The organism is Allomuricauda sp. ARW1Y1, from assembly GCF_013407935.1.
Classification (GTDB): Bacteria; Bacteroidota; Bacteroidia; order Flavobacteriales; family Flavobacteriaceae; genus Flagellimonas.
Genome location: NZ_JACBZU010000007.1, coordinates 61853 through 86803 on the forward strand (window position 1 = coordinate 61853; position 24951 = coordinate 86803).

The 24951-nt window shown below is 44.1% G+C and carries 23 protein-coding genes; 16 read left to right on the forward strand and 7 right to left on the reverse strand.

The genetic code is table 11. The annotated features are described in order from the left end of the window. The 4 genes from GGE08_RS15000 to groL all read left to right on the forward strand — a co-directional run bounded on the left by GGE08_RS15000 (position 1) and on the right by groL (position 3327). Complete coding sequence (locus GGE08_RS15000; protein WP_179385698.1) at positions 1 to 888, forward strand: hypothetical protein; 888 nt, start codon at positions 1 to 3, stop codon at positions 886 to 888. Further along, complete coding sequence (gene secG / locus GGE08_RS15005; protein ID WP_179385699.1) at positions 885 to 1247, forward strand: preprotein translocase subunit SecG; 363 nt, start codon at positions 885 to 887, stop codon at positions 1245 to 1247. The genes GGE08_RS15000 and secG overlap by 4 nt, the downstream gene beginning before the upstream one ends. Before the next feature lie 147 nt (positions 1248 to 1394). Then, positions 1395 to 1673 carry a co-chaperone GroES gene (gene groES / locus GGE08_RS15010; protein ID WP_014032184.1) on the forward strand — a complete coding sequence of 93 codons (279 nt, stop codon included), beginning with the start codon at positions 1395 to 1397 and terminating at the stop codon, positions 1671 to 1673. A gap of 22 nt (positions 1674 to 1695) precedes the next feature. Then, complete coding sequence (gene groL / locus GGE08_RS15015) at positions 1696 to 3327, forward strand: chaperonin GroEL (protein ID WP_179385700.1); 1632 nt, start codon at positions 1696 to 1698, stop codon at positions 3325 to 3327. 285 nt (positions 3328 to 3612) lie between these two features. Here groL and GGE08_RS15020 read toward each other — a convergent pair whose 3' ends face one another. From GGE08_RS15020 to GGE08_RS15035, 4 genes are all read right to left on the reverse strand, one after another. Beyond that, positions 3613 to 4329: a heavy-metal-associated domain-containing protein gene (locus GGE08_RS15020; RefSeq protein ID WP_179385701.1), complete on the reverse strand. Its 717-nt coding sequence runs from the start codon at positions 4327 to 4329 to the stop codon at positions 3613 to 3615. After that, complete coding sequence (locus GGE08_RS15025; RefSeq protein ID WP_179385702.1) at positions 4329 to 4700, reverse strand: heavy-metal-associated domain-containing protein; 372 nt, start codon at positions 4698 to 4700, stop codon at positions 4329 to 4331. The genes GGE08_RS15020 and GGE08_RS15025 overlap by 1 nt, the downstream gene beginning before the upstream one ends. An 18-nt stretch (positions 4701 to 4718) precedes the next feature. Then, positions 4719 to 6953, reverse strand: coding sequence for a TonB-dependent receptor (locus GGE08_RS15030; RefSeq protein WP_179385703.1), 2235 nt, complete (start codon positions 6951 to 6953; stop codon positions 4719 to 4721). An 89-nt stretch (positions 6954 to 7042) separates the two neighbouring features. After that, complete coding sequence (locus GGE08_RS15035; protein ID WP_257024047.1) at positions 7043 to 7453, reverse strand: HYC_CC_PP family protein; 411 nt, start codon at positions 7451 to 7453, stop codon at positions 7043 to 7045. A gap of 131 nt (positions 7454 to 7584) precedes the next feature. Here GGE08_RS15035 and GGE08_RS15040 point away from each other — a divergent pair, with 131 nt between their 5' ends. The 7 genes from GGE08_RS15040 to rodA all read left to right on the forward strand — a co-directional run bounded on the left by GGE08_RS15040 (position 7585) and on the right by rodA (position 15322). Beyond that, the gene (locus GGE08_RS15040; protein WP_179385704.1) at positions 7585 to 8037 is read left to right on the forward strand and encodes a GAF domain-containing protein; all 453 of its coding nucleotides are present in this window, start codon (positions 7585 to 7587) and stop codon (positions 8035 to 8037) included. A 91-nt stretch (positions 8038 to 8128) separates the two neighbouring features. Beyond that, a complete protein-coding gene (gene purH / locus GGE08_RS15045) occupies positions 8129 to 9661 on the forward strand; it encodes a bifunctional phosphoribosylaminoimidazolecarboxamide formyltransferase/IMP cyclohydrolase (protein ID WP_179385705.1) in 1533 nt (510 codons plus the stop codon). A 55-nt stretch (positions 9662 to 9716) separates the two neighbouring features. Further along, positions 9717 to 10745: a rod shape-determining protein gene (locus tag GGE08_RS15050; RefSeq protein ID WP_127138234.1), complete on the forward strand. Its 1029-nt coding sequence runs from the start codon at positions 9717 to 9719 to the stop codon at positions 10743 to 10745. Positions 10746 to 10810: 65 nt separating this feature from the next. Beyond that, entirely contained in the window at positions 10811 to 11623 is an 813-nt protein-coding gene (gene mreC, locus GGE08_RS15055) for a rod shape-determining protein MreC (protein WP_179385706.1), read from the forward strand. Beyond that, positions 11620 to 12126: a rod shape-determining protein MreD gene (locus tag GGE08_RS15060; RefSeq protein ID WP_179385707.1), complete on the forward strand. Its 507-nt coding sequence runs from the start codon at positions 11620 to 11622 to the stop codon at positions 12124 to 12126. Before mreC ends, GGE08_RS15060 begins: the two co-directional genes overlap by 4 nt. 54 nt (positions 12127 to 12180) lie before the next feature. Further along, positions 12181 to 14049, forward strand: a complete 1869-nt coding sequence (locus tag GGE08_RS15065; protein WP_179385708.1) for a penicillin-binding protein 2 — start codon at positions 12181 to 12183, stop codon at positions 14047 to 14049. Continuing rightward, a complete protein-coding gene (gene rodA / locus GGE08_RS15070) occupies positions 14039 to 15322 on the forward strand; it encodes a rod shape-determining protein RodA (protein ID WP_179385709.1) in 1284 nt (427 codons plus the stop codon). The genes GGE08_RS15065 and rodA overlap by 11 nt, the downstream gene beginning before the upstream one ends. Here rodA and GGE08_RS15075 read toward each other — a convergent pair. Both GGE08_RS15075 and GGE08_RS15080 read right to left on the reverse strand, forming a co-directional pair. Then, positions 15319 to 16116 carry a DNA/RNA non-specific endonuclease gene (locus GGE08_RS15075; RefSeq protein WP_179385710.1) on the reverse strand — a complete coding sequence of 266 codons (798 nt, stop codon included), beginning with the start codon at positions 16114 to 16116 and terminating at the stop codon, positions 15319 to 15321. The two genes, rodA and GGE08_RS15075, sit on opposite strands and share 4 nt — an antisense overlap. A gap of 89 nt (positions 16117 to 16205) precedes the next feature. Next, positions 16206 to 18380: a carboxy terminal-processing peptidase gene (locus tag GGE08_RS15080; protein ID WP_179385711.1), complete on the reverse strand. Its 2175-nt coding sequence runs from the start codon at positions 18378 to 18380 to the stop codon at positions 16206 to 16208. A gap of 201 nt (positions 18381 to 18581) precedes the next feature. Here GGE08_RS15080 and surE point away from each other — a divergent pair, with 201 nt between their 5' ends. Genes surE through GGE08_RS15105 form a run of 5 tightly spaced genes read left to right on the forward strand, consistent with a single transcriptional unit; the run spans position 18582 to position 23397 of the window. Next, entirely contained in the window at positions 18582 to 19361 is a 780-nt protein-coding gene (gene surE, locus GGE08_RS15085; RefSeq protein WP_179385712.1) for a 5'/3'-nucleotidase SurE, read from the forward strand. Next, positions 19351 to 19638 carry a hypothetical protein gene (locus GGE08_RS15090; protein ID WP_179385713.1) on the forward strand — a complete coding sequence of 96 codons (288 nt, stop codon included), beginning with the start codon at positions 19351 to 19353 and terminating at the stop codon, positions 19636 to 19638. The genes surE and GGE08_RS15090 overlap by 11 nt, the downstream gene beginning before the upstream one ends. Before the next feature lie 50 nt (positions 19639 to 19688). Next, positions 19689 to 20801, forward strand: a complete 1113-nt coding sequence (lpxB, locus tag GGE08_RS15095) for a lipid-A-disaccharide synthase (RefSeq protein WP_179385714.1) — start codon at positions 19689 to 19691, stop codon at positions 20799 to 20801. A 33-nt stretch (positions 20802 to 20834) separates the two neighbouring features. Next, positions 20835 to 21380: a C40 family peptidase gene (locus tag GGE08_RS15100; protein WP_179385715.1), complete on the forward strand. Its 546-nt coding sequence runs from the start codon at positions 20835 to 20837 to the stop codon at positions 21378 to 21380. 19 nt (positions 21381 to 21399) lie between these two features. Continuing rightward, positions 21400 to 23397, forward strand: a complete 1998-nt coding sequence (locus GGE08_RS15105) for a ComEC/Rec2 family competence protein (protein ID WP_179385716.1) — start codon at positions 21400 to 21402, stop codon at positions 23395 to 23397. 5 nt (positions 23398 to 23402) lie between these two features. Here the strand turns inward: GGE08_RS15105 and GGE08_RS15110 are convergent, their stop codons facing one another. Further along, a complete protein-coding gene (locus GGE08_RS15110) occupies positions 23403 to 24938 on the reverse strand; it encodes a peptide MFS transporter (RefSeq protein ID WP_179385717.1) in 1536 nt (511 codons plus the stop codon). Positions 24939 to 24951: the final 13 nt, after the last annotated feature.

Below are 24951 nucleotides of genomic sequence, written 5' to 3' on the forward strand. Positions count from 1 at the left end.
ATGAACGTTGCAGATTTTATACATATCCTTCAGAATGCGAACACCATACTCTCGCCAAGTCAGACGAGGGAACTGGAGGATATTATTGAGGAATACCCTTATTTTCAGGCAGCGCGTGCACTGCATTTGAAGGGACTCAAAAATCTGGACAGTTACAAATACAACAACGCCTTAAAGGTTACCGCCGCACACACTGCGGACAGGGATGTACTTTTTGATTACATCACATCCAAGGAATTCATACAGAACAATATTGCCGATACCATTGCTGGTAGAGGCGCCAAACTGGAAGACCAAGAGGCCGTTTCGGAGGAGATTCAGCCCAATCCCAATGCCGCGAGTATGCTTACCGAGGCCGAAGAAGCAGCTTTGCCTCAAAACTTGGGTGATGCCGAACAAATCCTGAATCCTGAGCTGTTCGAATCCAGAAAGCCAGAGGTATCCCCAGAAAAAGCGGATGAAGAAACAAAAGAAACCGACCTGCAGCTGGGCAAGCCTCTGCCCTTCACCAAAAAGGAAAAACACTCCTTTACCGAATGGCTTCAATTGACTTCAAAGGGCGAAGAGCCTGAAAATAGTCAGGAAGACGTGATGGAAGAATTGGAGCGCAAAAAGAAATTTGAGCTCCTGGATAAGTTCATTGCCAACAATCCTAAGATAGTTCCAAAGGAAAACAACCCAAAAGTCAATATTAAGGAGTCCACAAAAATCAACCAAAACGAGTTGATGACAGAGACCTTGGCCAAGGTGTACTTGGAGCAAAAAAAGTATAAAAAAGCCATTCAAGCGTTCAAAATATTGAGTTTGAAATATCCAGAAAAAAGTGGTTTCTTTGCAGATCAAATTCAGGCGGTGAAGAAGCTGCAGCAAGAAAAAGATAAGAAATGAGCACGTTTACAATTTTTTTGGTATTGATCATTATCGTGTGCCTTTTGTTGGTCTTGGTCATTATGGTCCAGAACCCTAAAGGAGGTGGTTTGTCCTCATCTTTTGGAGGAGGCGGCAACCAAGTTGTTGGTGGTGTTAAAAAGACAGGGGACTTTTTGGACAAGAGTACTTGGACTTTGGCCACCTTATTGATTGTTTTGATACTGCTTTCCAATGTATCCCTAAAAGGAAACTACAGCCAAGCAGACTCCAAACTACTTCAAGGCGACGATACCGAAATACCAGAAACGGTTCCAGAGGAAGTTCCTGAACAACTTCCACCGGCCAACACGACTAGTCCAGTGGACACCATTGGATAGTTTCCAGTGACAAAGCATAGAAAAATGCCAGCTTGAAATGACAAGCTGGCATTTTTGTTTTCCAGAATGTCAGTTTTCGGGCATTGGCACAATTTCTGTCATTTTGATTCAAGAAATTTTAAAATAAACATCTAAATCATTTAAAATATGGCTAAAGTAAATATCAAACCATTGGCAGATAGGGTTTTGATCGAGCCTCTACAGGCCGAGACCAAAACTGCCTCCGGTATCATTATCCCGGACAACGCTAAAGAGAAACCTCAAAAAGGAACCGTTGTGGCCGTTGGACCTGGAACCAAGGACGAAAAAGTGACCGTTAAGGTAGGTGATACCGTTCTATATGGAAAATATGCCGGTACCGAACTGAAGTTCGATGGAACCGACTATTTGATGATGCGCGAAAGCGATATTTTGGCAATTGTATAACTAAAAAATCAACTAGATAGAGATGGCAAAAGATATTAAGTTTGACATTGATGCACGTGACGGACTGAAACGAGGCGTTGACAAGTTGGCCGAGGCCGTAAAAGTGACCTTGGGACCAAAAGGTAGAAACGTAATCATCAGCAAGTCCTTTGGAGCACCACAAGTAACCAAAGATGGTGTTTCCGTTGCAAAAGAAATTGAATTGGAAGACGCCCTGGAAGATATGGGTGCACAAATGGTGAAGGAAGTTGCTTCCAAAACCAACGACCAAGCCGGTGACGGTACCACTACCGCTACTGTTTTGGCACAAGCTATCGTAAAAGAAGGGCTTAAAAACGTGGCTGCAGGTGCCAACCCAATGGACCTAAAACGCGGAATTGACAAGGCTGTTGAAGCTTTGGTGGCCGATTTGGAAAAACAAGCCAAAAAAGTTGGTAACGACTCTGATAAAATCAAGCAGGTTGCCTCCATTTCAGCCAACAACGACGATGCCATCGGTGACTTGATCGCCAAAGCATTCGCAAAAGTTGGAAAAGAAGGGGTAATCACTGTGGAAGAAGCCAAAGGTACCGACACTTATGTTGACGTTGTTGAAGGTATGCAATTTGACAGAGGATACCTATCTCCTTACTTTGTAACCGACACCGACAAGATGATTGCAGATTTGGAGAACCCATACATTCTTCTTTTCGACAAGAAAATCTCCAATTTACAGGAAATCCTTCCTATCCTTGAGCCCGTAGCACAATCCGGAAGACCCCTTTTGATCATTGCCGAAGACGTAGAAGGCCAAGCCCTTGCAACTTTGGTGGTAAACAAATTGAGAGGTGGACTTAAGATTGCCGCAGTTAAAGCACCTGGTTTTGGTGACAGAAGAAAGGCCATGTTGGAAGACATCGCCATCTTGACAGGTGGTACCGTAATTTCCGAAGAAAGAGGTTTCTCTTTGGAAAATGCTTCTTTGGATATGTTGGGTACTGCTGAGACCGTGACCATTGACAAGGACAATACTACAATCGTAAACGGTAGCGGGAATGCCTCTGACATCAAAGCTAGGGTAAACCAAATCAAAGCTCAGATTGAGACCACTACCTCTGATTACGACAAGGAAAAACTTCAGGAGCGTTTGGCCAAATTGGCCGGTGGTGTTGCCGTACTTTATGTAGGCGCAGCCTCCGAAGTGGAAATGAAAGAGAAGAAAGACCGTGTGGACGATGCCTTGCACGCTACCCGTGCTGCCGTAGAGGAAGGTATTGTTGCCGGTGGTGGTGTTGCCTTGGTACGAGCCAAAAAGGTACTTGAAAAATTGGCAACCGAATCATTGGATGAGACCACAGGTGTACAAATCGTGGCCAAAGCCATCGAATCTCCATTGCGTACCATCGTAGAGAATGCTGGTGGTGAAGGCTCTGTGGTTATCGCCAAGGTTTTGGAAGGCAAAAAAGACTTCGGTTACGATGCCAAATCCGATCAATATGTGGACATGCTTAAAACAGGAATCATCGATCCCAAGAAAGTAACCCGTATTGCTTTGGAAAATGCAGCATCCGTAGCTGGAATGATCTTGACCACAGAGTGTGCATTGACCGATATTAAGGAAGATGCACCAGCCATGCCTCCAATGGGCGGCGGTGGAATGCCAGGTATGATGTAAAAACATCATTATCCGAATAAAAACAGGAACGCCCCGATTTGCATCGGGGCGTTTTCTTTTTTGTTCTGTTATAAGGTCCTTTGTGAGAACCAAAACCAAGTTACTTCTTTTTTCCAGTAGCTTGGGCGGTCTTCTTCAATACAGGCTTTACAGCTTTGGCAGGAGAAGACTTTCCGTTTGACTTTGCTTGTTTCATCAGTCAATAAATTAAAAACCGATGTAAATGTATTTCAGAATTGAATCCGCACAATGGATTTGGCTAAAAATTAACCAAAACAACCAACACTACCCCATCTGAAACAGCATGATGAGTGCCATCACCAACATGATGACATTCTCAATAAAGGTAGCCTCTGTCATGGGGAGGTTCAAAGCGGTTCCCAAACAGGCGCATCGGATGCTTTTTTTGTCCAACAACGATTTGGTCACCCCATAGGTGGTTATCCCCAAAATGAGCAAGGTCACTATCAATGCCAACTGAATCTGGAAGCGCATCAAAAAAAGTAATCCCAAAACCAGTTCTAAAAATGGGTAAACCTTGTCATAGAACGGCACTGCCCGAGCCAAGGGGTCATACATTCTAAAACTTTCGGGAAAACCCTTAAGGTCCAACAACTTAAAAAAGCTGAAAACGATATAAAAAAGACCCATAAAATCCAGCATGGCATTGGTGGTGCTCCAGTTTTTGTAATTGAGCAAGAATGCAGCAACAAACAAATAACCAAATATCAGGAACAGTGGCTTCAATTGTTCCCATTTGGATTTATCAACAGCTTCACTGTTAGCAGCCAAATGGTCCTCCTTAAAAGAAATCCCATATTTTTGGGACAATGCATCTTTTAATTGTTGCAAAGGCACATGTTGCTCCATGACAATGGTAGCTTCGGCCTTGTCCAAATCCACATCCACCTTCTCCACGCCCAAAACCTTGGAAAGTTGTTCCTTTACGGATGCAGCACAACCACTGCAGGTCATTCCAGTTATGGCATAGGTATGTTGCATTAATGGTTATCCTTTTTGTGGGAACCGCTGTCATCCGTATTGTCTTCCCTATACTTGCAACAAGGGTGTACGGCGTCGTATGCCTCTTGGGTCGCCTTTAACTCCTTGGTATCGTGTCCTACGGCGGCGATAGCGGATTTAATTTGCATGGAGTTTGTTTTTCTCTCATCCATCACCAAGGATAACTGATGTGTTGGGATGTCCCAAGAAGCATACTTCACTCCAGTAACTCCCAAAGCAGCCTTTTCTATGCGCATTTTGCACATTTCACATTTGCCATCGACTTCAAAAGTCATTTTCTTGTTTTTGTCCTGTGCCATTCCCACAACGGAAACCAGCATGATTGCGATAACTGTTATTCTTTTTATCATGATATACATTTTATAAGGTTAAATTTTAAATCTAAAGCCCATATAGAGCATTCTTCCAAAAATCGGTGCGTACACAATGGTCGTATCAAAAAATTCGCCAAAAGGGTCATCTGCACCTAGCACGGCATTATATTGTCTAAAATTAGTCAAATTCTCACCGCCAATATACACTTCGAATTTATCCGAAAATACCTTGGTCACTTGGGCGTTCATCAAACTATATCCGTCAGCAAATTCCCCCAATTGATATTCCACGGGATTGGCAGCAGTGCTGGGCAATCGTTGTTCACCCAACAAATTAAAGGTATAATCGAAACGCCATTGTGCCCCGTTGTCCTTGGGTTGGGTATTATAGCCGATATTGGTAAAAAATCGATGTCGCGCTTGTATCGGTTTTTGCAATAGTCCCGTCTGATAATCGGTTTTAACATCGTAAAATTTATAGGCCGTGCGTACTTCTACATTACGCAAAACAGCATGGTTCAGTTCCACCTGAAGGCTATTGGCATAGCTTTCACCATCTAGATTGGAAAAAGTGACCTCTCTGGGGTTTTCCCAGTCCACTACGATCTGGTTTTCAAAGTCGGTGCGGTAAAAATCGATGCTGAAATCCCCTGGCCTATCGAACAAACGGAATTTTTGAATAAAACTCAATCCGTAATTCACTGCTTTTTCGGGATCAAACCCATACACAGAACCGCCGTTCCCATTTAACTGAATGGTCCTGGATGAAGCGAACATGCGCTGGTTCTCTGCAAAAATATTGGCAGCTCTCCTGCCAAGGCCAAAGGAGCCTCGAAAACTCCCATTTTCCCAAGGCGTATAGCGCAAATGTATTCTAGGGGTGAAAAAGTTGCCCAAGCGATTATGGGTATCAAAACGGGCCCCTGCGGTAAGGCTCAATTTTTCCAGATTGGTATAACTGTACTCAAAAAACGCTCCTGCCGATCTATCCGACCGCGCAAAGGTAGTTCCGTTTACCAATTCATCGTAACCATCGTAGGCAAACGAAATTCCTGTTTTAAACTTATGCTTTGTATTCCCAATGATCGAATTGAACATCAGATTGGAATAGATGCTCTCATGATCAATATCATACGTATTAAAGCCATAGTATGAATTCTGCGCATGATGGCTATAGGATGCCTGAAAGCCAAAACTCTGAAAGGGCAAATTTGGAAACACGTAGCCCAACTTTACGGAACCATCAAAACGCTCGGTGTCTATTTCACTTCCCCAAGCATTCGTGGTAAACCGATCCGTTTCTGGATTGAAACCCGACTCCCCTACCTGCTTTTCATCATTAAGGTAGCGAACGTTCAAAAAACTAACCCAACCCTTTTCCAGGTTTTGGTATTGCCATCGGTTCATAATATTCACCTGATTGGATAAAGGCATATCCAAAAAGTTGTCGTCGTTGTTGTCGACCTCAACATCCCTGCGGTTTCCGTGGATGTACAAACCAGTGCTCCATTTGTCGGACACCTTAGTGTTGAGATGTGTATTCAGTTCCAAACGCCCGTTGAGATTCGCATATCCGTTCACAAAAACGGGAACGTCCGTTAATGGTTTTTGGAGTTCGGTATTGATTTGCCCCGAGATACTTTCGTAGCCATTGATCACGCTTCCAGCGCCTTTGGTAATCTGGATGCTTTCGACCCAGGTCCCCGGGGTAAATGTGAGCCCAAAAGATTGCGATGCACCGCGGACCATTGGAATATTTTCTTGCGTGATCAACAAATAAGGACTGGTCAGTCCCAACATTTCAATTTGTTTGGTTCCTGTAAGCGCATCGTTAAAATTGACGTCGATGGCCGGATTGGTCTCAAAACTTTCGGAAAGGTTGCAACAGGCAGCCTTTAAAAGTTCCGCACTGTTCACCGTAACCACGTTTTGCGCCGAAAAGATGGTTTTTTGAACAGCCTCCTTTTTCTGTTCCACCACGACCTCATCCAAGGCATTTGAAGGCTGTAGCCAATGGTGGACCATTTTAGGTTCGTCAATTGTCAAGGTATCGGTTTTAAACCCCACAAAACTGATGATTAACTTATTGTACTTATCGGAATAGGGAATGGAAAATGTTCCATCGTCCTTGGTCATGGTTCCGATGGGTGAGTCCAACCAGTATACATTGGCTCCTGGCAGACCTATATGTTCGTTGTTTGTATTTCCTTCCATTACCATACCTTGGACGGTATCTTGGGCACTCGCCAAAAATGGAAGACAGCATATGATGATTAAAATTGTTCTCATTAAAATGATAAAATTGAATTAGAATTCTTTTAGCAAAAGATGGTGCCCGAATCAAAAAAGAGACGGGTGTTCGGTTCTAATTCAAATAATCAAATTAAAAAGACCTGGTCCAATACTTGAATGTCCTTGACCAGTTTCGGTGGCGGGTATTGTTCATTGGGAAGCGGACGTTCCTTGAGTGAAACGAAAAGCTCCGTATAGGAATGGGCAAAAGTTACCAAAAATACTTGGTGGTCCCAATCAAGGTCGTTCCAAGAAAGTTTGAGATTCTCCTGTCCAGTTATGGTAAACGATTCATCTTCACAGCAGGGATTTTGAACGTTATCATCCTTCATGGCAGTCATTGCAGATTCCATCCCGCAGTCATCGGCATGCAAAAACAAGGAAATATCCATTACCCGGCCCATACACAAATGCTTGTCCACCGTCCAAGAAACTGTGGAGGCCAAAACCAAAAGGGCCATCAAAGAGGATAGTATTTGATTAAAAACTTGCTTCATTCGTTGCAAAAATACAAATTCTAGGACTGAACTGTTTCCATTAACAAAAGTTTATTGCTTTGGCAGGGTAAGTTTCATTTAATTTGCCGGACAAATCCACGATTCAATACATTTGCAAAAAAGAATAGTTCATGCTAAAATCATTGGAACCCAAAATACTTGATATCGTTAAAGACGAAAGCAAATCTGTGGACACCCGTTTGGGCGACATCTGTGAACTTTTGCGCAACAACGTTGACCATTACGATTGGGTAGGGTTTTATTTTAAAAATGGTGACAAGGAAGAGTTGAAGCTAGGGCCCTACGCTGGAGCCCCTACCGACCATACCATTATCCCCTTTGGAAAAGGTATTTGCGGTCAAGTGGCTGTGAGCAACCAGAACTTCGTGGTACCGGATGTGGCCGCCCAGGACAACTATATCGCTTGCAGCATAACCGTCAAAGCGGAGATTGTAGTCCCGCTATTTGTAAACGGGGAGAATGTGGGCCAAATCGACATCGATTCCAATACACCTGATCCGTTTACGGAGGAGGATGAACGTTTTTTGGAATTCATCAACCGACACGTGGCGGAGATCCTGTAAAACTTCTCCGAATTTGTTGATAACCCGTACTGCTTTTTAGGGCTAAAACAAGTACTTTTGTACGCTTAAGAAATTGATTTTTAAGATAGAAATGAGTACTGCCAAAAAAGCCTCCGCTGCATTGATTTCCGTTTTCCATAAAGACGGACTGGAACCTATTGTAAAAAAGCTGGACGAACTCGGTGTAACCCTTTACTCCACAGGGGGTACCGAAAAATTTATCCGCGACCTCGGTATCGATGTGGTGCCCGTAGAAGACGTGACCAGTTACCCTTCCATTTTGGGTGGGCGTGTAAAAACATTGCACCCCAAGGTTTTTGGAGGCATTTTGAATAGGCAGGACAATGAAAGTGACGTGTCCCAAATGAAGGAATTCGATATTCCGCAATTGGACATTGTCATCGTCGATTTGTACCCTTTTGAAAAAACGGTTGCCAGTGGTGCATCGGAACAGGACATTATCGAAAAAATCGATATCGGCGGTATTTCCCTCATCAGGGCTGCTGCCAAAAACTTCAAGGATGTACTCTGCGTATCGTCCATGGAAGATTATGAAGACTTTTTGAACGTAATTTCGGAAGGAAACGGTAGCACGACCTTGGAAGACCGCAAACGTTTTGCCACCAAGGCGTTCAATATTTCATCCCATTACGACACGGCCATCTTCAATTACTTCAACAAAGAGAAAGAAGAAACCGTGTTGAAAATTAGTGAGACCAAAGGTAAGGTGTTGCGCTACGGAGAAAACCCGCACCAAAAAGGGTTCTTCTTTGGCGATTTTGATGCCATGTTCACCAAACTGCACGGAAAGGAGTTATCCTACAACAACCTGTTGGATGTGGATGCCGCCGTAAATTTGATGGGCGAATTCAAGAACGACGACCCTACTTTTGCCATCCTCAAACACAACAATGCTTGCGGATTGGCCACTCGAAGCACCATAAAACAAGCCTATGTGGATGCTTTGGCCGGTGACCCGGTTTCTGCCTTTGGCGGTATTTTGATTTCCAATGTGGAAATCGACAAAGCAACTGCCGAAGAAATTCATAATCTGTTCTGCGAAGTGGTCATCGCTCCAAGTTATACTGATGAGGCCTTAGAGATCTTGAAAGGCAAGAAGAACAGGATTATTTTGATTCAAAATGATATTGAATTGCCCGAAACATTGGTAAGAACCTGTTTGAACGGTGTATTGGTTCAGGATAAAGATTCCAAAACCGACTCCAAAGAAGATTTGAATCCAGTTACGGACAAAAAACCGACCTCTAGGGAGATAGAAGATTTGATTTTTGCTTCCAAACTATGCAAGCATACCAAAAGCAACACCATTGTTTTGGCAAAAAACAAACAGCTTTGCGCCAGTGGAACCGGACAGACTTCACGTGTGGATGCCTTGAACCAGGCCATTCATAAAGCAAAGTCCTTCGATTTTGATTTGGAAGGGGCCGTAATGGCCAGTGATGCCTTCTTCCCGTTCCCCGATTGTGTGGAAATTGCGGACAAGGCAGGCATCAAAAGTGTAATTCAACCAGGAGGCTCCATCAAGGACCAATTGAGCATTGATTATTGCAATGAAAATGGATTATCCATGGTGATGACTGGTACTAGGCATTTTAAACATTAATTTTAGTACTTTAGCCGATAATTTTTACCGTTAATCCGAAAAACAGACGATTTGTATGGGATTCTTTGATTTCATGACCGAGGAAATAGCCATTGACCTTGGTACTGCAAATACCCTGATCATCCACTTGGACAAGGTGGTGGTTGACAGTCCTTCCATTGTAGCGAGGGACCGTGTATCGGGGAAAATAATCGCGGTAGGCCGCGAAGCTAATATGATGCAGGGGAAGACCCATGAAAACATCAAGACCATACGACCGTTGAAGGATGGGGTCATCGCTGACTTTGATGCCTCGGAAAAGATGATCAGCATGTTCATCAAAAACATTCCGGCACTCAAGAAAAAATGGTTCCCTCCCGCCCTGCGAATGGTCATTTGTATTCCTTCCGGCATTACGGAAGTAGAAATGCGAGCGGTACGTGAGTCTGCCGAACGTGTAAACGGTAAAGAGGTCTATTTGATCCACGAGCCCATGGCAGCGGCCATTGGTATCGGTCTGGACATTATGCAGCCCAAGGGGAACATGATCGTGGACATAGGTGGTGGTACTACCGAAATTGCGGTGATTGCGCTTGGGGGTATCGTTTGTGACAAATCCGTAAAAATTGCGGGTGACGTTTTCACCAACGACATCATATATTACATGCGTACACAGCATAACCTGTATGTGGGCGAAAGTACCGCCGAAGCCATCAAAATAGAAATTGGTTCGGCCACGGAAGATTTAAAATCCCCACCAGAGGACAAGTCCATTCAAGGTCGCGATCTTTTGACCGGAAAACCCAAACAGGTGCAGGTTTCGTATCGGGAAATTGCCAAGGCTTTGGATAAAAGTATTTTGCGCGTGGAAGACGCTGTTATGGAAACGCTTTCCCAAACTCCGCCCGAACTTGCGGCCGATATCTACAATACCGGGATCTATTTGGCAGGTGGTGGTTCTATGCTCCGCGGATTGGACAGAAGGCTTTCACAAAAAACCGACCTACCTGTTTACATTGCCGAAGATCCATTGAGAGCTGTTGTTCGCGGTACAGGGATTGCGCTCAAAAACTTGGAACGCTATAAAAGTATTTTGATAAAATAGTGCCGTATTACCTCCGGTTCTATTACCTTCAAGGAGTTGAAAAACCTTCTTAACGATACGATTGCATGCAACGCATCATCAATTTTGTTTTACGCTACCGAAATACATTCCTATATGTGTTTTTTGCGTTTATCGCCTTGGTGATGACCATCCGATCGCATTCCTACCATCAATCCAAGTTCTTTAATTCTTCACGATGGGTGTCCGGAAGTATTTATGGTGCTGGGGCCGATGTTTCTTCCTATTTCAATTTAAAAAAGGAAAACAAAAGATTGGTTGAGGAAAACCAACGGCTGCGAAAAATGCTGTTCAATGCCCAAGATGACAGCGTAGCCCCCTTGGATTCCACTTTGGCCGTATACCAAGTGCTCAACGCCAAGCTCATCAAGAACAGTTTTACATCCCCTCGTAATTATGTGACCATTGACAAAGGGGAAAAAGACGGCGTTCATCAGGATATGGGGGTAATCACCACAGATGGTATTTTAGGTATCGTGGAAAACGTTTCGACCAACTTTGCCACCGTGCAAAGCGTGCTCAACACCAAATCCAATATCAACGCAAAAATTAAGGGTACAGAATACTTCGGCTCCTTGATTTGGGATGCGAAAAATTACAGGGTGGTCCAGCTTATCGATATTCCCCGATTGGTTCCGGTAGTCGTAGGCGACACCATTGTTACAGGGGGAATGTCCAGCATTTTTCCGGAAAATGTACCTATTGGAACCATCAAAAAATACGACCTGAACGCTTCCCAAAGCTTTTATAATATCGATGTTGAACTGTTTTCAGATATGGCCAACATCAAAAATGTATATCTCATCGAGAACAAGGAAAGGGAAGAAATCGAAGAACTTGAATCAAGGACAATAGAATGAGCAGCACCCTAATCATAAATATCTTACGTTTTGTACTGCTGGTCATCACGCAGGTGCTCATTTTCAACAACCTGAACTTTTTAGGGTTCATCAATCCCTTTGTGTACGTAATCTTCTTTTATTGGTATCCCATCAAAGGAAATAGGGCCGTTTTTATACTGAGCGCCTTTTTGTTGGGGCTGGTCATCGATATTTTTTCGGACACCTTGGCGCTCAATGCACTGGCTTCCGTAACCATTGCCTATGCCCGACCGTCGATCATGCGCTTTTGTTTTGGAGTGAACTATGATTTCCAAAGTTTCAGTTTTAAAAATACGACCAAGGTACAACGGGTCACCTTTTTGGCCCTATTGGTGATACTACATCATTTGATATTCTTTTCGTTTGAAATTTTAAGTATCGCCCATATCCTATTAATTTTGAAAAAAGTTCTTGCTACGGGCATGGTAACTTTAATACTTTGTGTATTATTCAGTTCACTTTTTAGTCCAAAGAGCGAATAAAAACGTAGTTTTTATCGTTGGGTATATATTGACGCCCAAGAATTTAGATTGGTCATGAAAAAATTATTGCTATCCTCCATTATTGTGCTCATAGGATTTACCTTTATCGGTAGGCTTTCCTATTTGCAATTGTTCCGTTTTTCGCCGGACCAAATACTGGACGATCCGGCCATCAAAAAAGTATATGACTATCCCGAACGCGGCTACATTTACGATAGGAACGGCAAACTTTTGGTGGGCAATCAACCGGCTTATGATGTGATGGTCATCCCACGGGAGGTAAAACCATTGGACACAATTGAATTCTGTAGCCTGCTGGGCATTGACAAACCTGAGTTTCTTTCCAAAATGGAAAAAGCCCGAAGGTACTCCCCTCGGCTCCCATCGGTTTTGGTACCCCAACTTTCCAAGGAGGATTATGCCAAGCTTCAGGAAAAAATGCGCCATTTTACCGGTTTTTATATCCAAAAAAGGTCGTTGCGCTATTACAACACCAAAAGTGCCGCCAATGTTTTGGGGTATATCAGTGAGGTTAACGAGTGGGACCTTAAGAACAACCCTTACTATGTTGCAGGAGAGTTAAAGGGGCGAACTGGTATTGAACAGCAGTATGAGGAAATCCTTAGGGGACAAAAAGGTGTGAAACACATCCAAAAAGACCGCTTTAATCGGGATATTGGACCTTATAAAGATGGGAAATTGGATACACTGCCGCAACAAGGCAAGGAAATCCATATCACCTTGGACAAGACCTTGCAGGAATATGGGGAAAAATTGATGCACGGTAAACGCGGTGGTATTGTGGCCATTGAGCCCAAATCCGGGGAAATATTGGCGATGATATCGGGACCCACCTACGACCCCGCCCTATTGGTAGGTCGCGAACGTTCCAAAAACTACAGCAAGTTACATTACGATACCATAGCCAAACCCACTTGGGACCGTTCCATTTTGGCACAACCTTCACCAGGTTCGCCTTTTAAGACCCTAAATGCGCTGATCGGTCTTCAAGAAGGTGTGATTGATGAAGATACCAATTTTAGATGCTATCATGGGTTTTACGTTGGCAACACCTTGAGGGGCTGTCATTGCGGAGGTGGTGTCCGCGACTTGAATTCTGGCATCTACCAATCCTGTAATGCCTATTTTGCCGGGGTTTTTAGGAAGATTTTTGACAAATATAATACCACGGACGAAGGAATGTCCGTTTGGGAAAAGCATATGAAAAGCTTTGGCTTGGGCGATTTCTTGGGCACCGACCTTCCCACCGGAGCCCCTGGTAGAATTCCTGATGTGGCCTATTATGATAAATGGTATGGGAATGGCCGATGGGCTGCTTCCACCATTATTTCCAATTCCATTGGCCAAGGCGAAATCGCTGCCACACCCTTACAACTGGCCAATATGACGGCTGCTATTGCCAACCGTGGTTATTTTTACACACCGCACGTTATCAAAAGTATAGGTAATAAAGGTGACATTAACCCCGAATATACCGAGCCCCGCTACACAACCATCGACCGAAAACATTTTGACCCTGTAATCGAGGGCATGGCCAACGTTTACAATTACGGTACTGCCAGATGGCTCAAAATTCCAGGGATCGATATTGCCGGAAAGACGGGTACGGTTGAGAATTACATACGCGTGGATGGTGAACGTATGCAGCTAACGGACCACTCCGTTTTTGTAGCCTTTGCCCCGGTGGAGAACCCACAGATCGCCTTAGCGGTTTACATTGAAAATGGATATTATGGTGCCCGTTATGCTGGACATATCGCTTCCCTATTGATTGAAAAGTATATCAAAGGAGAAATCACCAGAAAAGATTTGGAAAAACGAATGCTGGAAAAAACGTTGGAGCACGAGTATGCCAAGCCGTACAGCGGTGAACCCTTTGAAATCAACGAATATGTCTGGTAGAGGACCTTTCGGAAGGTTGGATTGGGTTTCCGTCATCCTCTACGCCCTCTTGGTATTTATCGGGTGGCTCAATATCTACTCTACTTCCGTAGGGGAAGCAGACATCTCCCTTTTCAATTTTTCCACGCTCTATGGAAAACAGCTCTTTTTTATCGGACTGGCAGCCTTGGGTATTTTATTTGTCCTTTTTGTGGAGTCACAATTCTTTGAACGATTTGCATCCATCTTTTACATTGTGTCCATCGTGTTGTTGCTGGGACTCTTCGTCTTTGGTAAAACCATTGCAGGGGCAACTTCTTGGTATGATTTAGGTTTTTTTAACCTCCAACCCTCCGAGTTGGCCAAAGTTGGAACGTCGCTGGCACTGGCCAAATTTTTGAGCGATATCCAAACTGACATCCGCACCGGAAGACACCAGATATATGCTTTGGTCATTATTCTGTTGCCAGCTGTGCTGATACTTCCCCAGCCCGACCCGGGGAGTTCCCTCATCTATTTTTCCCTGTTTTTTGTCCTTTTTAGGGAAGGATTCCCCATATATTATTTGGGTATCCTCATTTTCGCTGTAGTCCTATTTGCAACCACCCTAATGTTTGGCACTGTTTGGGTCGCCATTGGACTGGTTATTTTGACACTGCTTGTCTACACCTTCAAAAAGGCTTCCGTAAAGATTCCCATATTGCCAGTCTTGGGAGTCATTGTAGTTGCTATCCTCTTTTCGCTATCTGTAAATTTCGTGTTCGAAAATGTGTTTGAACAGCGTCACCGCGACCGCTTTGCCCTTTGGTTGAGTTTGGAAAAGGATGAGGAAAAACTGGATGAAATCCGAAAAACAATCGGCTACAATACCTATCAATCCGAAAAAGCCATTGAATCTGGCGGCTTTACCGGAAAGGGATTTTTGGAAGGTACCCGAACCAAGGGCGATTTTGTACCCGAGCAGCACACCGACTATATTTTCAGCTCGGTAGGAGAAGAATGGGGCTTTCTGGGCACCTCAACCGTTATCCTATTGTTCTCGTTGTTCTTTTTACGATTGATTTATATTGCGGAGCGGCAAAAAAGTGATTTTAGCCGCATGTATGGCTATGGAGTGATTTCCATTTTGGTGTTCCACTATTTTATCAACATTGGAATGGTCATTGGATTATTGCCCACCATTGGCGTGCCCTTGCCATTTTTTAGCTATGGTGGTTCTGGACTCATTTTCTTTACGATGTTGTTGTTCATCTTCCTAAAACTGGACTCAAACCGATTGAAGGACGGTATCTAGAACTTCCAATCCCTACCCTTCACTTCGGACTCGATGTTGGACTGCCAGTCCTGCGCCTGCGTTTCAAAAAAATCGATGCCCGTTCTTTTTTCGATCTCATCGATAGGTACCAAAAACTGCTCCAAGGGTTGCTGACTTTCCTTGGCCGGTATCAAAAAACCCAAAGCTCTGGCATCTTTGGCTTTACCGCGCATCACAATTTTGTAATAGGATTTGGGCACATCCACATCTTCATCGCCTATCTCCAGAAGGTCATTTTCCAACACTCCCCCCGTAATCACCATCAAATCACCATATTTCTTGCACCAATAGCGGACCTTCTGTTCCAATCGGTTCCAAACACCTGCATTAAAATCCCTGTCCTGCGGGCTTATGTTACTGGTATAAAAAGTTTCATTGTAGGCCTGTTCCGAAAAGCGGCGATCACCTGCCGGGCACAAATGTCCACGATCATATCCAGACCCTCGATAATTGCGCCAGTCGGCCGACCTTGTACTTACTTTGGGGTCTTCTATAAAATAAGGACGTTCCCTATCGTCGTAGGTCAAATGTTCTTGTTTGAGGGTATAAGCCACCCATTCGGCTTGTTCGTGCGGTTCACTATAGGACAAGGTATAATACGAATGCTCTACGATTTCACCCGTTGTGGAACTCGGTAAAAACCCGGAAGCAGCCATATTCGCCTTGGATTTGCTTGGATCCGAATAAGTAGCCGGCGTATAAAAGTTTTCGAATAGCCAAAAACCCACAATACAAACCAACATGAGCAGGGTATAAATCGTTCTTTTTCTCATTTGATGCCTAAGTCGCTTGAATTGGGGCGAAAATAAATAAAAAAGCCAACTCATTTTGAGTTGGCTTGCATTCGTATGATGTGGTCAGTTTATCCTTTATTGACACTGGCCAGTTCGCTCTCCTTCTTTTTGATATTGTTTTGATGAAGATCTCTAAGCACATTCACGGCCTCTTCCACATAAATATCCCTAGCCAAATCTTGGTGCCATCTGTTCCTTTTCTCACGAAGCACGGAATCTTGTGTGAACAATTCCTTTTCGTACTGCAAGGAACTGAACGATAACTTGGAATCGTAATCCCTCAGGCTCTTAAACTTTTCTGCGCGTTTTTTCGCTTCTTGCTCCTTTGAGATGTAATCGTCATATCTCAAGGAAATCAGGTTTTCATCCTGTTGCTCCTTCACCCATCTGGCATTTTCTTCGATAAGCTTAATTTGTTCGTTGGTGGCCATACGGTCCTTGCTCTTTTTTACAGCATCGTCAAAATCAATGTAACCGTCCCAAACCTCATAGTCGGCTGGTGTGATTTTATCCCAACCCAATGGATTCTGCTGATCGCGCTCACCCAAATCGATATAGCTATATCTGTCTGGAACTACAATATCACTTTTTACACCTTCCAACTGTGTGGAGCCTCCATTGATTCGGTAAAACTTCTGGGTCGTTAGTTTGATGGCTCCCAAATCACCGTGTTCGTTTCCTCGAACAATGCCATCCAAAGGAATCACGTTTTGAACGGTTCCCTTACCAAAGGTTTGTTTGCTCCCTATGATGACCGCTCGTTTATAATCTTGCATGGCAGCTGCCAATATCTCGGAGGCAGAGGCAGACAATTCATTCACCAAGATGACCAAGGGACCATCCCACTGGATACGCTCATCCTTGTCTTCATGGACTTCTTTTCGCTGACCCGAAGAACGTACTTGAACGATAGGACCATCCTTAATGAACAATCCTGCCATTTCCACCACAGTCTTCAGAGATCCTCCTCCATTGTCACGGAGATCGAGAATGATTCCTTCGGCACCGGCCTCTTTGAGTCGTTCCAATTCCTTGGCAACATCGGTCGCTGCATTTCTTTCGGAATAATCCTCAAAATCAACATAGAATTTTGGGAGATTGATCAATCCAAATTTTTCGTTCCCAGCGTCAATGGTCGCAGATTTTGCATAAGATTCCTCCAATTCCACTACATCGCGGGTAATGGAAACGGTTTCAATCGTGCCGTCCACTTTCCTAACGGTAAGATCAACCACGGTACCTTCTGGGCCCTTGATCAATTTAATGGCATCTTCCAAACGCATTCCCACAATATTGATAGGCTCTTCGCCATCTTGTCCCACTTTTAGGATTTGATCTCCAACCTCCAAGGATTGGTCTCTCCAAACGGGACCCCCAGAAATAATTTCAACTATTTTGGCCCCTTCAGGTTTCTTTTGCAATCGTGCACCGATTCCTTCAAACTTTCCGGACATTCCAATATCGAAACGCTCCTTTTCCTCGGGAGCAAAATAAAAGGTATGCGGGTCAAATTCCTCTACAATGGTATTCAAATACTGTACGAACCAATCTTTGCGTTCCAAATCGTCCACAAAGTCGAAAAATTCATCCAAGGTATTTTTGGTGACCTCCCTAGCCTCCTCCTCAATTGCAGCCTTATCTATGGAACTGGGAATCTCGTTAAAAGCCATCACTGTGTCGGCGTTCAGACTGCCATCGGCGTTGGCATCGGCAATTCGGTTATCGATTTTATCATCAAATACGTTGAGGGTATTGTATTTCAATTGTTTCCTCCAACGTTCTTTGAGTTCTTTTTTGCTGGTTGCAAACTCTTGCTTATCGTAATCGATCTCGATGGTTTCATCGATACTGTAATCAAATGGTTGGGCGAGGACTTCTTTGTAGATTTCCTTGGCCTCATCCATACGGACCATCAACCTTTGATATACGGCATTGAAAAACTCGATATCCGTATTTCTGATCTCGTCATCGATCATGAAGCGGTATTTTTCAAACTCCCTGATGTCGCTTTCCAAGAAATAGCGCTTGGTGGGGTCGATGACCTCTATAAAGTCATCAAAAACATTGGAACTAAAGGTGTCGTTCACCTCTTTGGGCTCATAATGGCCCCTTTCCAATACGTAGGAAATCAATTCCAATAAAAATTTATCCTTGTCATCGTTATCAAAAGACTTGTTGGTAAAGCTGCAGGAGGCGACTGCGACAAGAATAACCAAAAGTGCCAAAATAAAGTTCTTTTTCATAATCTGATTTTTCCGGAACGAAACAATCTGACCTCATACTGTCAAATCTTCATTGTATCTTCCTTCGTTTCTACTTGTATGAATTCCCTAAGATACAGAAAAAACCGTGCCAGTCCTTTCAGGCGGATTTAATTTTTTGTTAAACGCCCAGGCCTTCATATCCTTATGAAAAACGTATTTTTATAGCTTAAATTATCCGAGATGGAAAAACCGCTTATTTTGGTCACCAATGATGATGGAATTACAGCTCCCGGCCTAAGGGCGCTCATACGCACCATGAAAGAGATCGGTGAAGTGGTGGTGGTGGCTCCGGACAGTCCACAAAGCGGCATGGGACACGCCATTACGGTGGACAGCACCCTCTTTTCCAAAAAGGTGGTCGTGGACCATAAAGAAGGTGCCCCAAGCGAATATAGTTGTAGCGGAACCCCGGCCGATTGTGTAAAATTGGCACTTCGCGTGATTTTGGACCGAAAGCCGGATATCTGCGTAAGCGGCATTAACCATGGTTCCAATTCATCCATTAACGTAATTTATTCGGGTACCATGAGTGCGGCCATCGAAGCTGGTATCGAAGGGATTCCCGCCATCGGCTTCTCCCTCTGCGATTATTCTTGGGACGCCAATTTTGAGCCTGCACTCGGCGCTATCAAAAAAATTGTGTTGGAGGCACTGACCCACGGTATTCCCAAAGGGACCGTATTGAACGTAAACATTCCAAAGACAGAAAACGAACCAAAGGGAATTCGTATCTGCAGACAGGCTAGAGGCAATTGGAAGGAGGAGTTCGACAAACGGACCAGTCCGTCCGGAAAGGATTACTACTGGCTCACGGGTGAATTTGAGCTTTTGGACAAGGGGGAGGACACCGACGAATGGGCCTTGGCCAACGGTTTTATTTCCGTAGTACCCACCCAATTCGACCTAACCGCGCATCACGCCATACCACAAATAAACAACTGGAACTTAAATGAACAATAGAAAAGAAATCATCATAGGATTTATTGTAGGAATCATAGCCAATACCTTTGGTACTTTGCTGTACATACTCCTTTTTTCCGATTTGGGGGTAACCACCACCTTTAATGCTGCCGTGGAGCAAGGTCATATTGGCAGTTTATTGGCGTTGGGCGCCATTTTGAATTTGGTAGCCTTCTTTGGTTTTTTGCGCATCAAACGGGACCAACGCGCCAAAGGCGTTATGCTGGCCACCCTGGTTACGGCACTGGTTATTTTGGCCTACAAAGTAATGGCTTAAACCTTTGGTTTTGAAATTGATGGTTGAATTTTGAACTTGGACACTTACCCATGAAATATTACATCATCGCTGGCGAAGCATCGGGCGACCTGCACGGGTCCAATTTGATCAAGGCACTCAAAAAAGAGGACAGTGCTGCAGAAATCCGTTGTTGGGGCGGTGATTTGATGCAACAGGCCGGGGGCCAATTGGCCAAGCATTACAAGGATATGGCCTTTATGGGATTCTTGGAGGTCATCCTTAACATCCCAACAATTTTTAAGAACATTGCCTATTGTAAGGAGGATATCCAAAAGTTCCATCCAGATGTAGTTATTTTTATCGACTTCTCGGGGTTCAACCTTAGGATTGCCAAATGGGCAAAAGCCAACGGGTTTAAGACCAATTACTACATCTCACCCCAAATTTGGGCGTCCCGAGAAGGACGGATTTCCAAAATCAAACGGGATATCGACCAGATGTACGTTATCCTTCCCTTTGAAAAGGATTTTTATGAAAAAAAACACGGCTACCCTGTTCAGTTTGTAGGCCATCCCCTTATTGATGCCATCGAGAACACTCCCTTGCAAGACAACGAAACCTTCAGAAAGGAGAACGGTTTAGACCCTAAAAAGCCCATTATTGCCCTATTGCCAGGAAGTAGAAAACAGGAGGTGCAAAAAATGTTAGAGATCATGCTATCCATAAAAAAGGACTTTCCGGAGTACCAGTTTGTGATTGCGGGCGCGCCAAGTCTCCCAGATGATTTTTACACGCCTTTTTTGAAAGGTGACAAAGTGGAATACGTTTCCAACAAAACCTACACCCTGCTCAAACACTCCCACGCCGCCATGGTCACAAGTGGAACGGCAACCTTGGAAACCGCCCTTTTTGGAGTGCCACAAGTGGTCTGCTACAAGGGCAACTGGATTTCGTACCAGATTGCGAAGCGCATTATTACCTTGGATTATATTTCGCTGGTCAACCTGATCATGAAACGAGAAGTGGTGAAGGAACTCATTCAAAATGATTTGACCACCAAACAGCTCAAAGCAGAGCTTACCAAGATTGTGGATGGTCCAGAGCGCGAGCGAATACTATCCGACTACGTCGAACTCAAGGAAAAACTGGGCGGAAAAGGGGCCAGTGAACTAGCTGCTCGATTAATTGTGAAAAATGTGTAGTTTTATCATCCAAGAAAGTAAATCTATTCTTGGATGTTACGTAAAACCATAATCTTACTATTGTTTTTTGCCCTTATGGCCTGTGGCCCCGGCAAAAAACGACGCACCTACAGCAAGACCCGAACCGTAACGGTAGAGGGGTCCACACGAGACACTTCCCCTGAACGCACACGCAAAAAAGAGGGGCGAAAAAATGCAAAGGCAGAAGCCATTATTTCTACGGCGATGTCCTATTCTGGAACCCGGTACAAGTATGGGGGAACCACCAAACGAGGCATGGATTGCTCTGGTTTGGTCTATGTTTCCTTAAAGGAAAACGACATTATGTTCCCACGCACCTCCTACCAGATGGCCCTGGAGGGACAAAAAATCGGGGTCGGCAATGTTGAAAAGGGCGATTTGCTCTTTTTCAAGACGAGCAAAACCGGAAAACGCATCAACCATGTTGGATTGGTGGTTGATGTTGATGGAAGGGACATTAAATTTATTCACGCCACAACCTCACGAGGCGTGCTGGTATCCTCATTACGGGAAGGATACTGGAACAGCGCTTTTGTAAAGGCCATGCGCATCTTGTAAAGTGCGTCAGCTTAATTTTGTGTCCATCAAGCTCACCGTGTGGGTTATTTTGGGGATCAGTATCGGCTTTTATGCGGAAGTGACTCCACTTTTGGCTTTGATTGCAACGGTTGTATTGCTGCCTCTGCTATACTGGACCAGCAAAAAACAATCCAGCTCAGGCTTCCCGTATGTTGAGTCACTTGTCGCCATCATTGCAGTTGCGTTGGGCACTTTTGTTGTGGGTATGTCCACCAACAAGGGTATGCCCAATTATTATGGCCAGTTAGATGTGGAACACCCAAAGGTTTGGCACTTTAAAGTGGAAGAAGCTTTAAAACCCAATGCCTATTCCCATCGCTATGTAGCCAAAGTTATTTCTGCAGACAAGAAAAGGGCCTCTGGAAAATTACTATTGAGTCTAACACCAGATTCCCTTTTGCATCCGCTAGAAATTGATGATGAATTGCTGGTTCATGCATCGCTTGAAAACATTCGACCACCGTTGAACCCTTACCAGTTTGATTACCGAAGTTATCTACAAAAGCAGGGCATCCAGCATCAAATCAGGACCAACTATCCGTCCATCCTTAAAACGGAAAAAAACTCGAATACCTTGTTTGGACACGCCTCCCGTTTTAGGGAACACATCATCTCCAAGCTCAAAAAGAAAGCCTTTGGGACGGATGAAATGGCAGTCATTCAAGCCTTATTATTGGGCAAACGCGATGATATTTCTGAGGATACCTACAATAATTATAAGAATGCAGGCGCGGTACATATATTGGCCGTGAGCGGACTTCATGTGGGGATTATCCTTTTCATTTTGGAATTTTTATTGGTTCCATTGGAGCGTTTACCTAAAGGTAAAACCTTGAAGTTGGTATTGGTGGTGCTATTGCTTTGGGCGTATGCTTTTGTGGCAGGACTTTCTCCTTCCATCTTCCGGGCCGTAACCATGTTTTCGTTCGTAGCTTATGCCCTCTATCTCAACCGTCCTACGAGTTCCTTCAATATTATTGCGCTCTCCATGCTCTTCATTTTGTTGATAAAGCCCTTGTTCTTGTTTCAAGTGGGGTTTCAGATGAGTTATGCTGCGGTATTTGCCATCGTTTGGATCTATCCGAAACTGCAACGCTTCTGGTTTCCCGAAAACCTTATTGTCCGGAAAACGTGGCAATTGCTATCGGTGAGCATTGCGGCCCAATTGGGCGTTCTACCCATTAGTTTGTTCTACTTTCATCAATTTCCGGCCTTATTTTTTATTTCCAACCTGCTCATTATTCCTTTTTTGGGGTTGATTTTGGGCTTTGGCATTCTAGTTATTGCTTTGGCACTCTTGAACGCATTGCCCCAATTTTTGGTCAATGCTTTTAACTGGGTAATCCACATCATGAACGCCATTGTAGGATGGGTAGCGCAGCAAGAAGGTTTTATTATTAAGGACATTCCTTTTGATTCGGTGCAGCTGCTTTTGGGATATGTCATCATAATTTCGGCAGTGGTATTTCTGTCCAAACCCATCAGAAAAACAGCTTTAATTCTGTTTGGTGGAGTTGTCCTGTTTCAAAGTTGGGGTATCTGGAACAACCTTCAAACACTGCGAAAGGAGGCGGTCATACTCGCCCATCGCTCGCGAAATTCGGTGGTGTTGCATCAGTTGGGAGATTCGCTTTCCATCCTCACTTCAAACCCTACAAACATGGGAAACATTGCCAACGATTATGCTGTGGCGGAACGCATCCGAACCTCGGACACTTCCAAACTCAAAAACAGCTACATTTTGGGTGAAAAAAGATTGGTAATTGTGGATAGCACAGCGTTGTTTCCTTTGGAAAAGCATCCCGATTACCTCTTGTTGACGCTATCACCAAAACTCCATTTGGAGCGATTGCTGGATTCCCTACAACCCAAAACTGTGCTAGCGGATGGCAGCAACTACCCTAGTTTGATCGCAAAGTGGAAATCCACTTGTGCCCAAAAAGAAATCCCCTTTCACTACACGGGTGAAAAGGGATTTTATGTGTTTAAATTTTAAAGAGTTTAATGGACGTTGCCCATCAACTTTTTGATCAATGGCGAAGCCAAAATGACCAAAAGTCCTGCTCCTAGAGAATATTCAGCGATGAGCATAAATCCATCGGTGTAAATGTTTAGGGTACTAAACCCACTGATATCGGCATCCGTACTTTCTATGGCCAATTGCTTTCCAATAAAGCCCACCACCTGAAAGGCAAATGCGGAGGACAGGAACCAAACTCCCATCATAAAGGCAACGATACGTTTGGGAGACAAATCGGTGATTTTCGACAATCCTACGGGAGACATGAACAATTCCCCAACGGATAACAAGAAGTACATCAACAGTAGATACGTGAACGGAACGAAACCATTTTCGTTCGCACTGGCGCCACTTATCGCCAAAGCATAGAAACTGATACCAGCAAACAAAAGTCCCATTCCAAACTTATAGGGAGTTCGTGGGTTGAGTTTCTTTTTGGACAACCATTGCCACATCAGGGAAATGGGGATAGCCAAAATGATGATCCACATGGAGTTCAACGAATTGGTCTGGGAGGCCGACATGATGCCTTCCAAATCCACATTTCGCGCTGCAAAGAGAGTAATCACGCTACCGGATAGTTCATGAAAACCCCAGAAAATGGTCATAAAAAAGGTAATCAAAACCGCTACAAAGAGTTTTTTACGTTCTTCCAAAGTAGCCTTGTACATGATGTAACCCAAGTACACCAAAATAGAAAATCCAATCAATTTAAAGATAACATTGACGATGTTTTGGTCGTCAAAAAAAGTTCCTTCAGCGCCCAGAGCTTTATAAGCGGACAATAAATAGGCAATTACCGGCACAGATGCAAAGGCCAATACAGGAACAAGTACGCCTTGTTTGAGTCCAAACACCTTTTTATCGATGTTTCCGTTCTCCGGAGGGAGACCTTTATCGCCGAACACATTGTTTTTGATTCCGCTCCAAAAGACAATCAGACCTGTAAGCATTCCAATTCCTGCCAGGCCAAATCCGTAATGCCAACCATATTTGGCAGCCAAATATCCGCAAAGCAAAGGTGCCACCCATCCCCCGATATTGATTCCCATATAAAAAATGGTAAAACCGGAGTCTTTTTTGGGGTCACCATCTTTGTAGAGAGAACCTACGAAAGTCGATATATTGGGTTTGAAGAATCCATTCCCGGCAATGATCAGGGAAAGGGCAAGGAAAAAGGTGATGTTATTTTCAATGGCCAAGACAAAGTGCCCCAAGGACATCAATATTCCTCCTAAAAATATGGAACGGCGCATGCCCAATATGCTATCGGAAATGCGTCCGCCGATTACCGTGGAAGCATACACCAAGGAGCCGTAGGAAGAGTACACCGCCGCGGTGGCATAATCGCGTTCCATCAAGGCCGCAAATATGACCTCTACCATATAAAGCGTAAGCAACGCCCGCATTCCATAAAAACTGAAACGTTCCCATAGCTCGGCAAAAAAGAGGTAGAACAACCCTTTGGGATGTCCAAACATTTGTTGTTCTTCTGCTGGTTTGGATACTTCTGACATATTGAATTGGTAT

Excerpts from the sequence above, each read along its gene's own strand:
- GGE08_RS15000 (WP_179385698.1), top strand. The coding sequence starts at position 1 with ATGAACGTTGCAGATTTTATACATATCCTTCAGAATGCGAACACCATA.
- secG (WP_179385699.1), top strand. The coding sequence starts at position 885 with ATGAGCACGTTTACAATTTTTTTGGTATTGATCATTATCGTGTGCCTT.
- groES (WP_014032184.1), top strand. The coding sequence starts at position 1,395 with ATGGCTAAAGTAAATATCAAACCATTGGCAGATAGGGTTTTGATCGAG.
- groL (WP_179385700.1), top strand. The coding sequence starts at position 1,696 with ATGGCAAAAGATATTAAGTTTGACATTGATGCACGTGACGGACTGAAA.
- GGE08_RS15020 (WP_179385701.1), bottom strand. The coding sequence starts at position 4,329 with ATGCAACATACCTATGCCATAACTGGAATGACCTGCAGTGGTTGTGCT.
- GGE08_RS15025 (WP_179385702.1), bottom strand. The coding sequence starts at position 4,700 with ATGATAAAAAGAATAACAGTTATCGCAATCATGCTGGTTTCCGTTGTG.
- GGE08_RS15030 (WP_179385703.1), bottom strand. The coding sequence starts at position 6,953 with ATGAGAACAATTTTAATCATCATATGCTGTCTTCCATTTTTGGCGAGT.
- GGE08_RS15035 (WP_257024047.1), bottom strand. The coding sequence starts at position 7,453 with ATGAAGCAAGTTTTTAATCAAATACTATCCTCTTTGATGGCCCTTTTG.
- GGE08_RS15040 (WP_179385704.1), top strand. The coding sequence starts at position 7,585 with ATGCTAAAATCATTGGAACCCAAAATACTTGATATCGTTAAAGACGAA.
- purH (WP_179385705.1), top strand. The coding sequence starts at position 8,129 with ATGAGTACTGCCAAAAAAGCCTCCGCTGCATTGATTTCCGTTTTCCAT.
- GGE08_RS15050 (WP_127138234.1), top strand. The coding sequence starts at position 9,717 with ATGGGATTCTTTGATTTCATGACCGAGGAAATAGCCATTGACCTTGGT.
- mreC (WP_179385706.1), top strand. The coding sequence starts at position 10,811 with ATGCAACGCATCATCAATTTTGTTTTACGCTACCGAAATACATTCCTA.
- GGE08_RS15060 (WP_179385707.1), top strand. The coding sequence starts at position 11,620 with ATGAGCAGCACCCTAATCATAAATATCTTACGTTTTGTACTGCTGGTC.
- GGE08_RS15065 (WP_179385708.1), top strand. The coding sequence starts at position 12,181 with ATGAAAAAATTATTGCTATCCTCCATTATTGTGCTCATAGGATTTACC.
- rodA (WP_179385709.1), top strand. The coding sequence starts at position 14,039 with ATGTCTGGTAGAGGACCTTTCGGAAGGTTGGATTGGGTTTCCGTCATC.
- GGE08_RS15075 (WP_179385710.1), bottom strand. The coding sequence starts at position 16,116 with ATGAGAAAAAGAACGATTTATACCCTGCTCATGTTGGTTTGTATTGTG.
- GGE08_RS15080 (WP_179385711.1), bottom strand. The coding sequence starts at position 18,380 with ATGAAAAAGAACTTTATTTTGGCACTTTTGGTTATTCTTGTCGCAGTC.
- surE (WP_179385712.1), top strand. The coding sequence starts at position 18,582 with ATGGAAAAACCGCTTATTTTGGTCACCAATGATGATGGAATTACAGCT.
- GGE08_RS15090 (WP_179385713.1), top strand. The coding sequence starts at position 19,351 with ATGAACAATAGAAAAGAAATCATCATAGGATTTATTGTAGGAATCATA.
- lpxB (WP_179385714.1), top strand. The coding sequence starts at position 19,689 with ATGAAATATTACATCATCGCTGGCGAAGCATCGGGCGACCTGCACGGG.
- GGE08_RS15100 (WP_179385715.1), top strand. The coding sequence starts at position 20,835 with ATGTTACGTAAAACCATAATCTTACTATTGTTTTTTGCCCTTATGGCC.
- GGE08_RS15110 (WP_179385717.1), bottom strand. The coding sequence starts at position 24,938 with ATGTCAGAAGTATCCAAACCAGCAGAAGAACAACAAATGTTTGGACAT.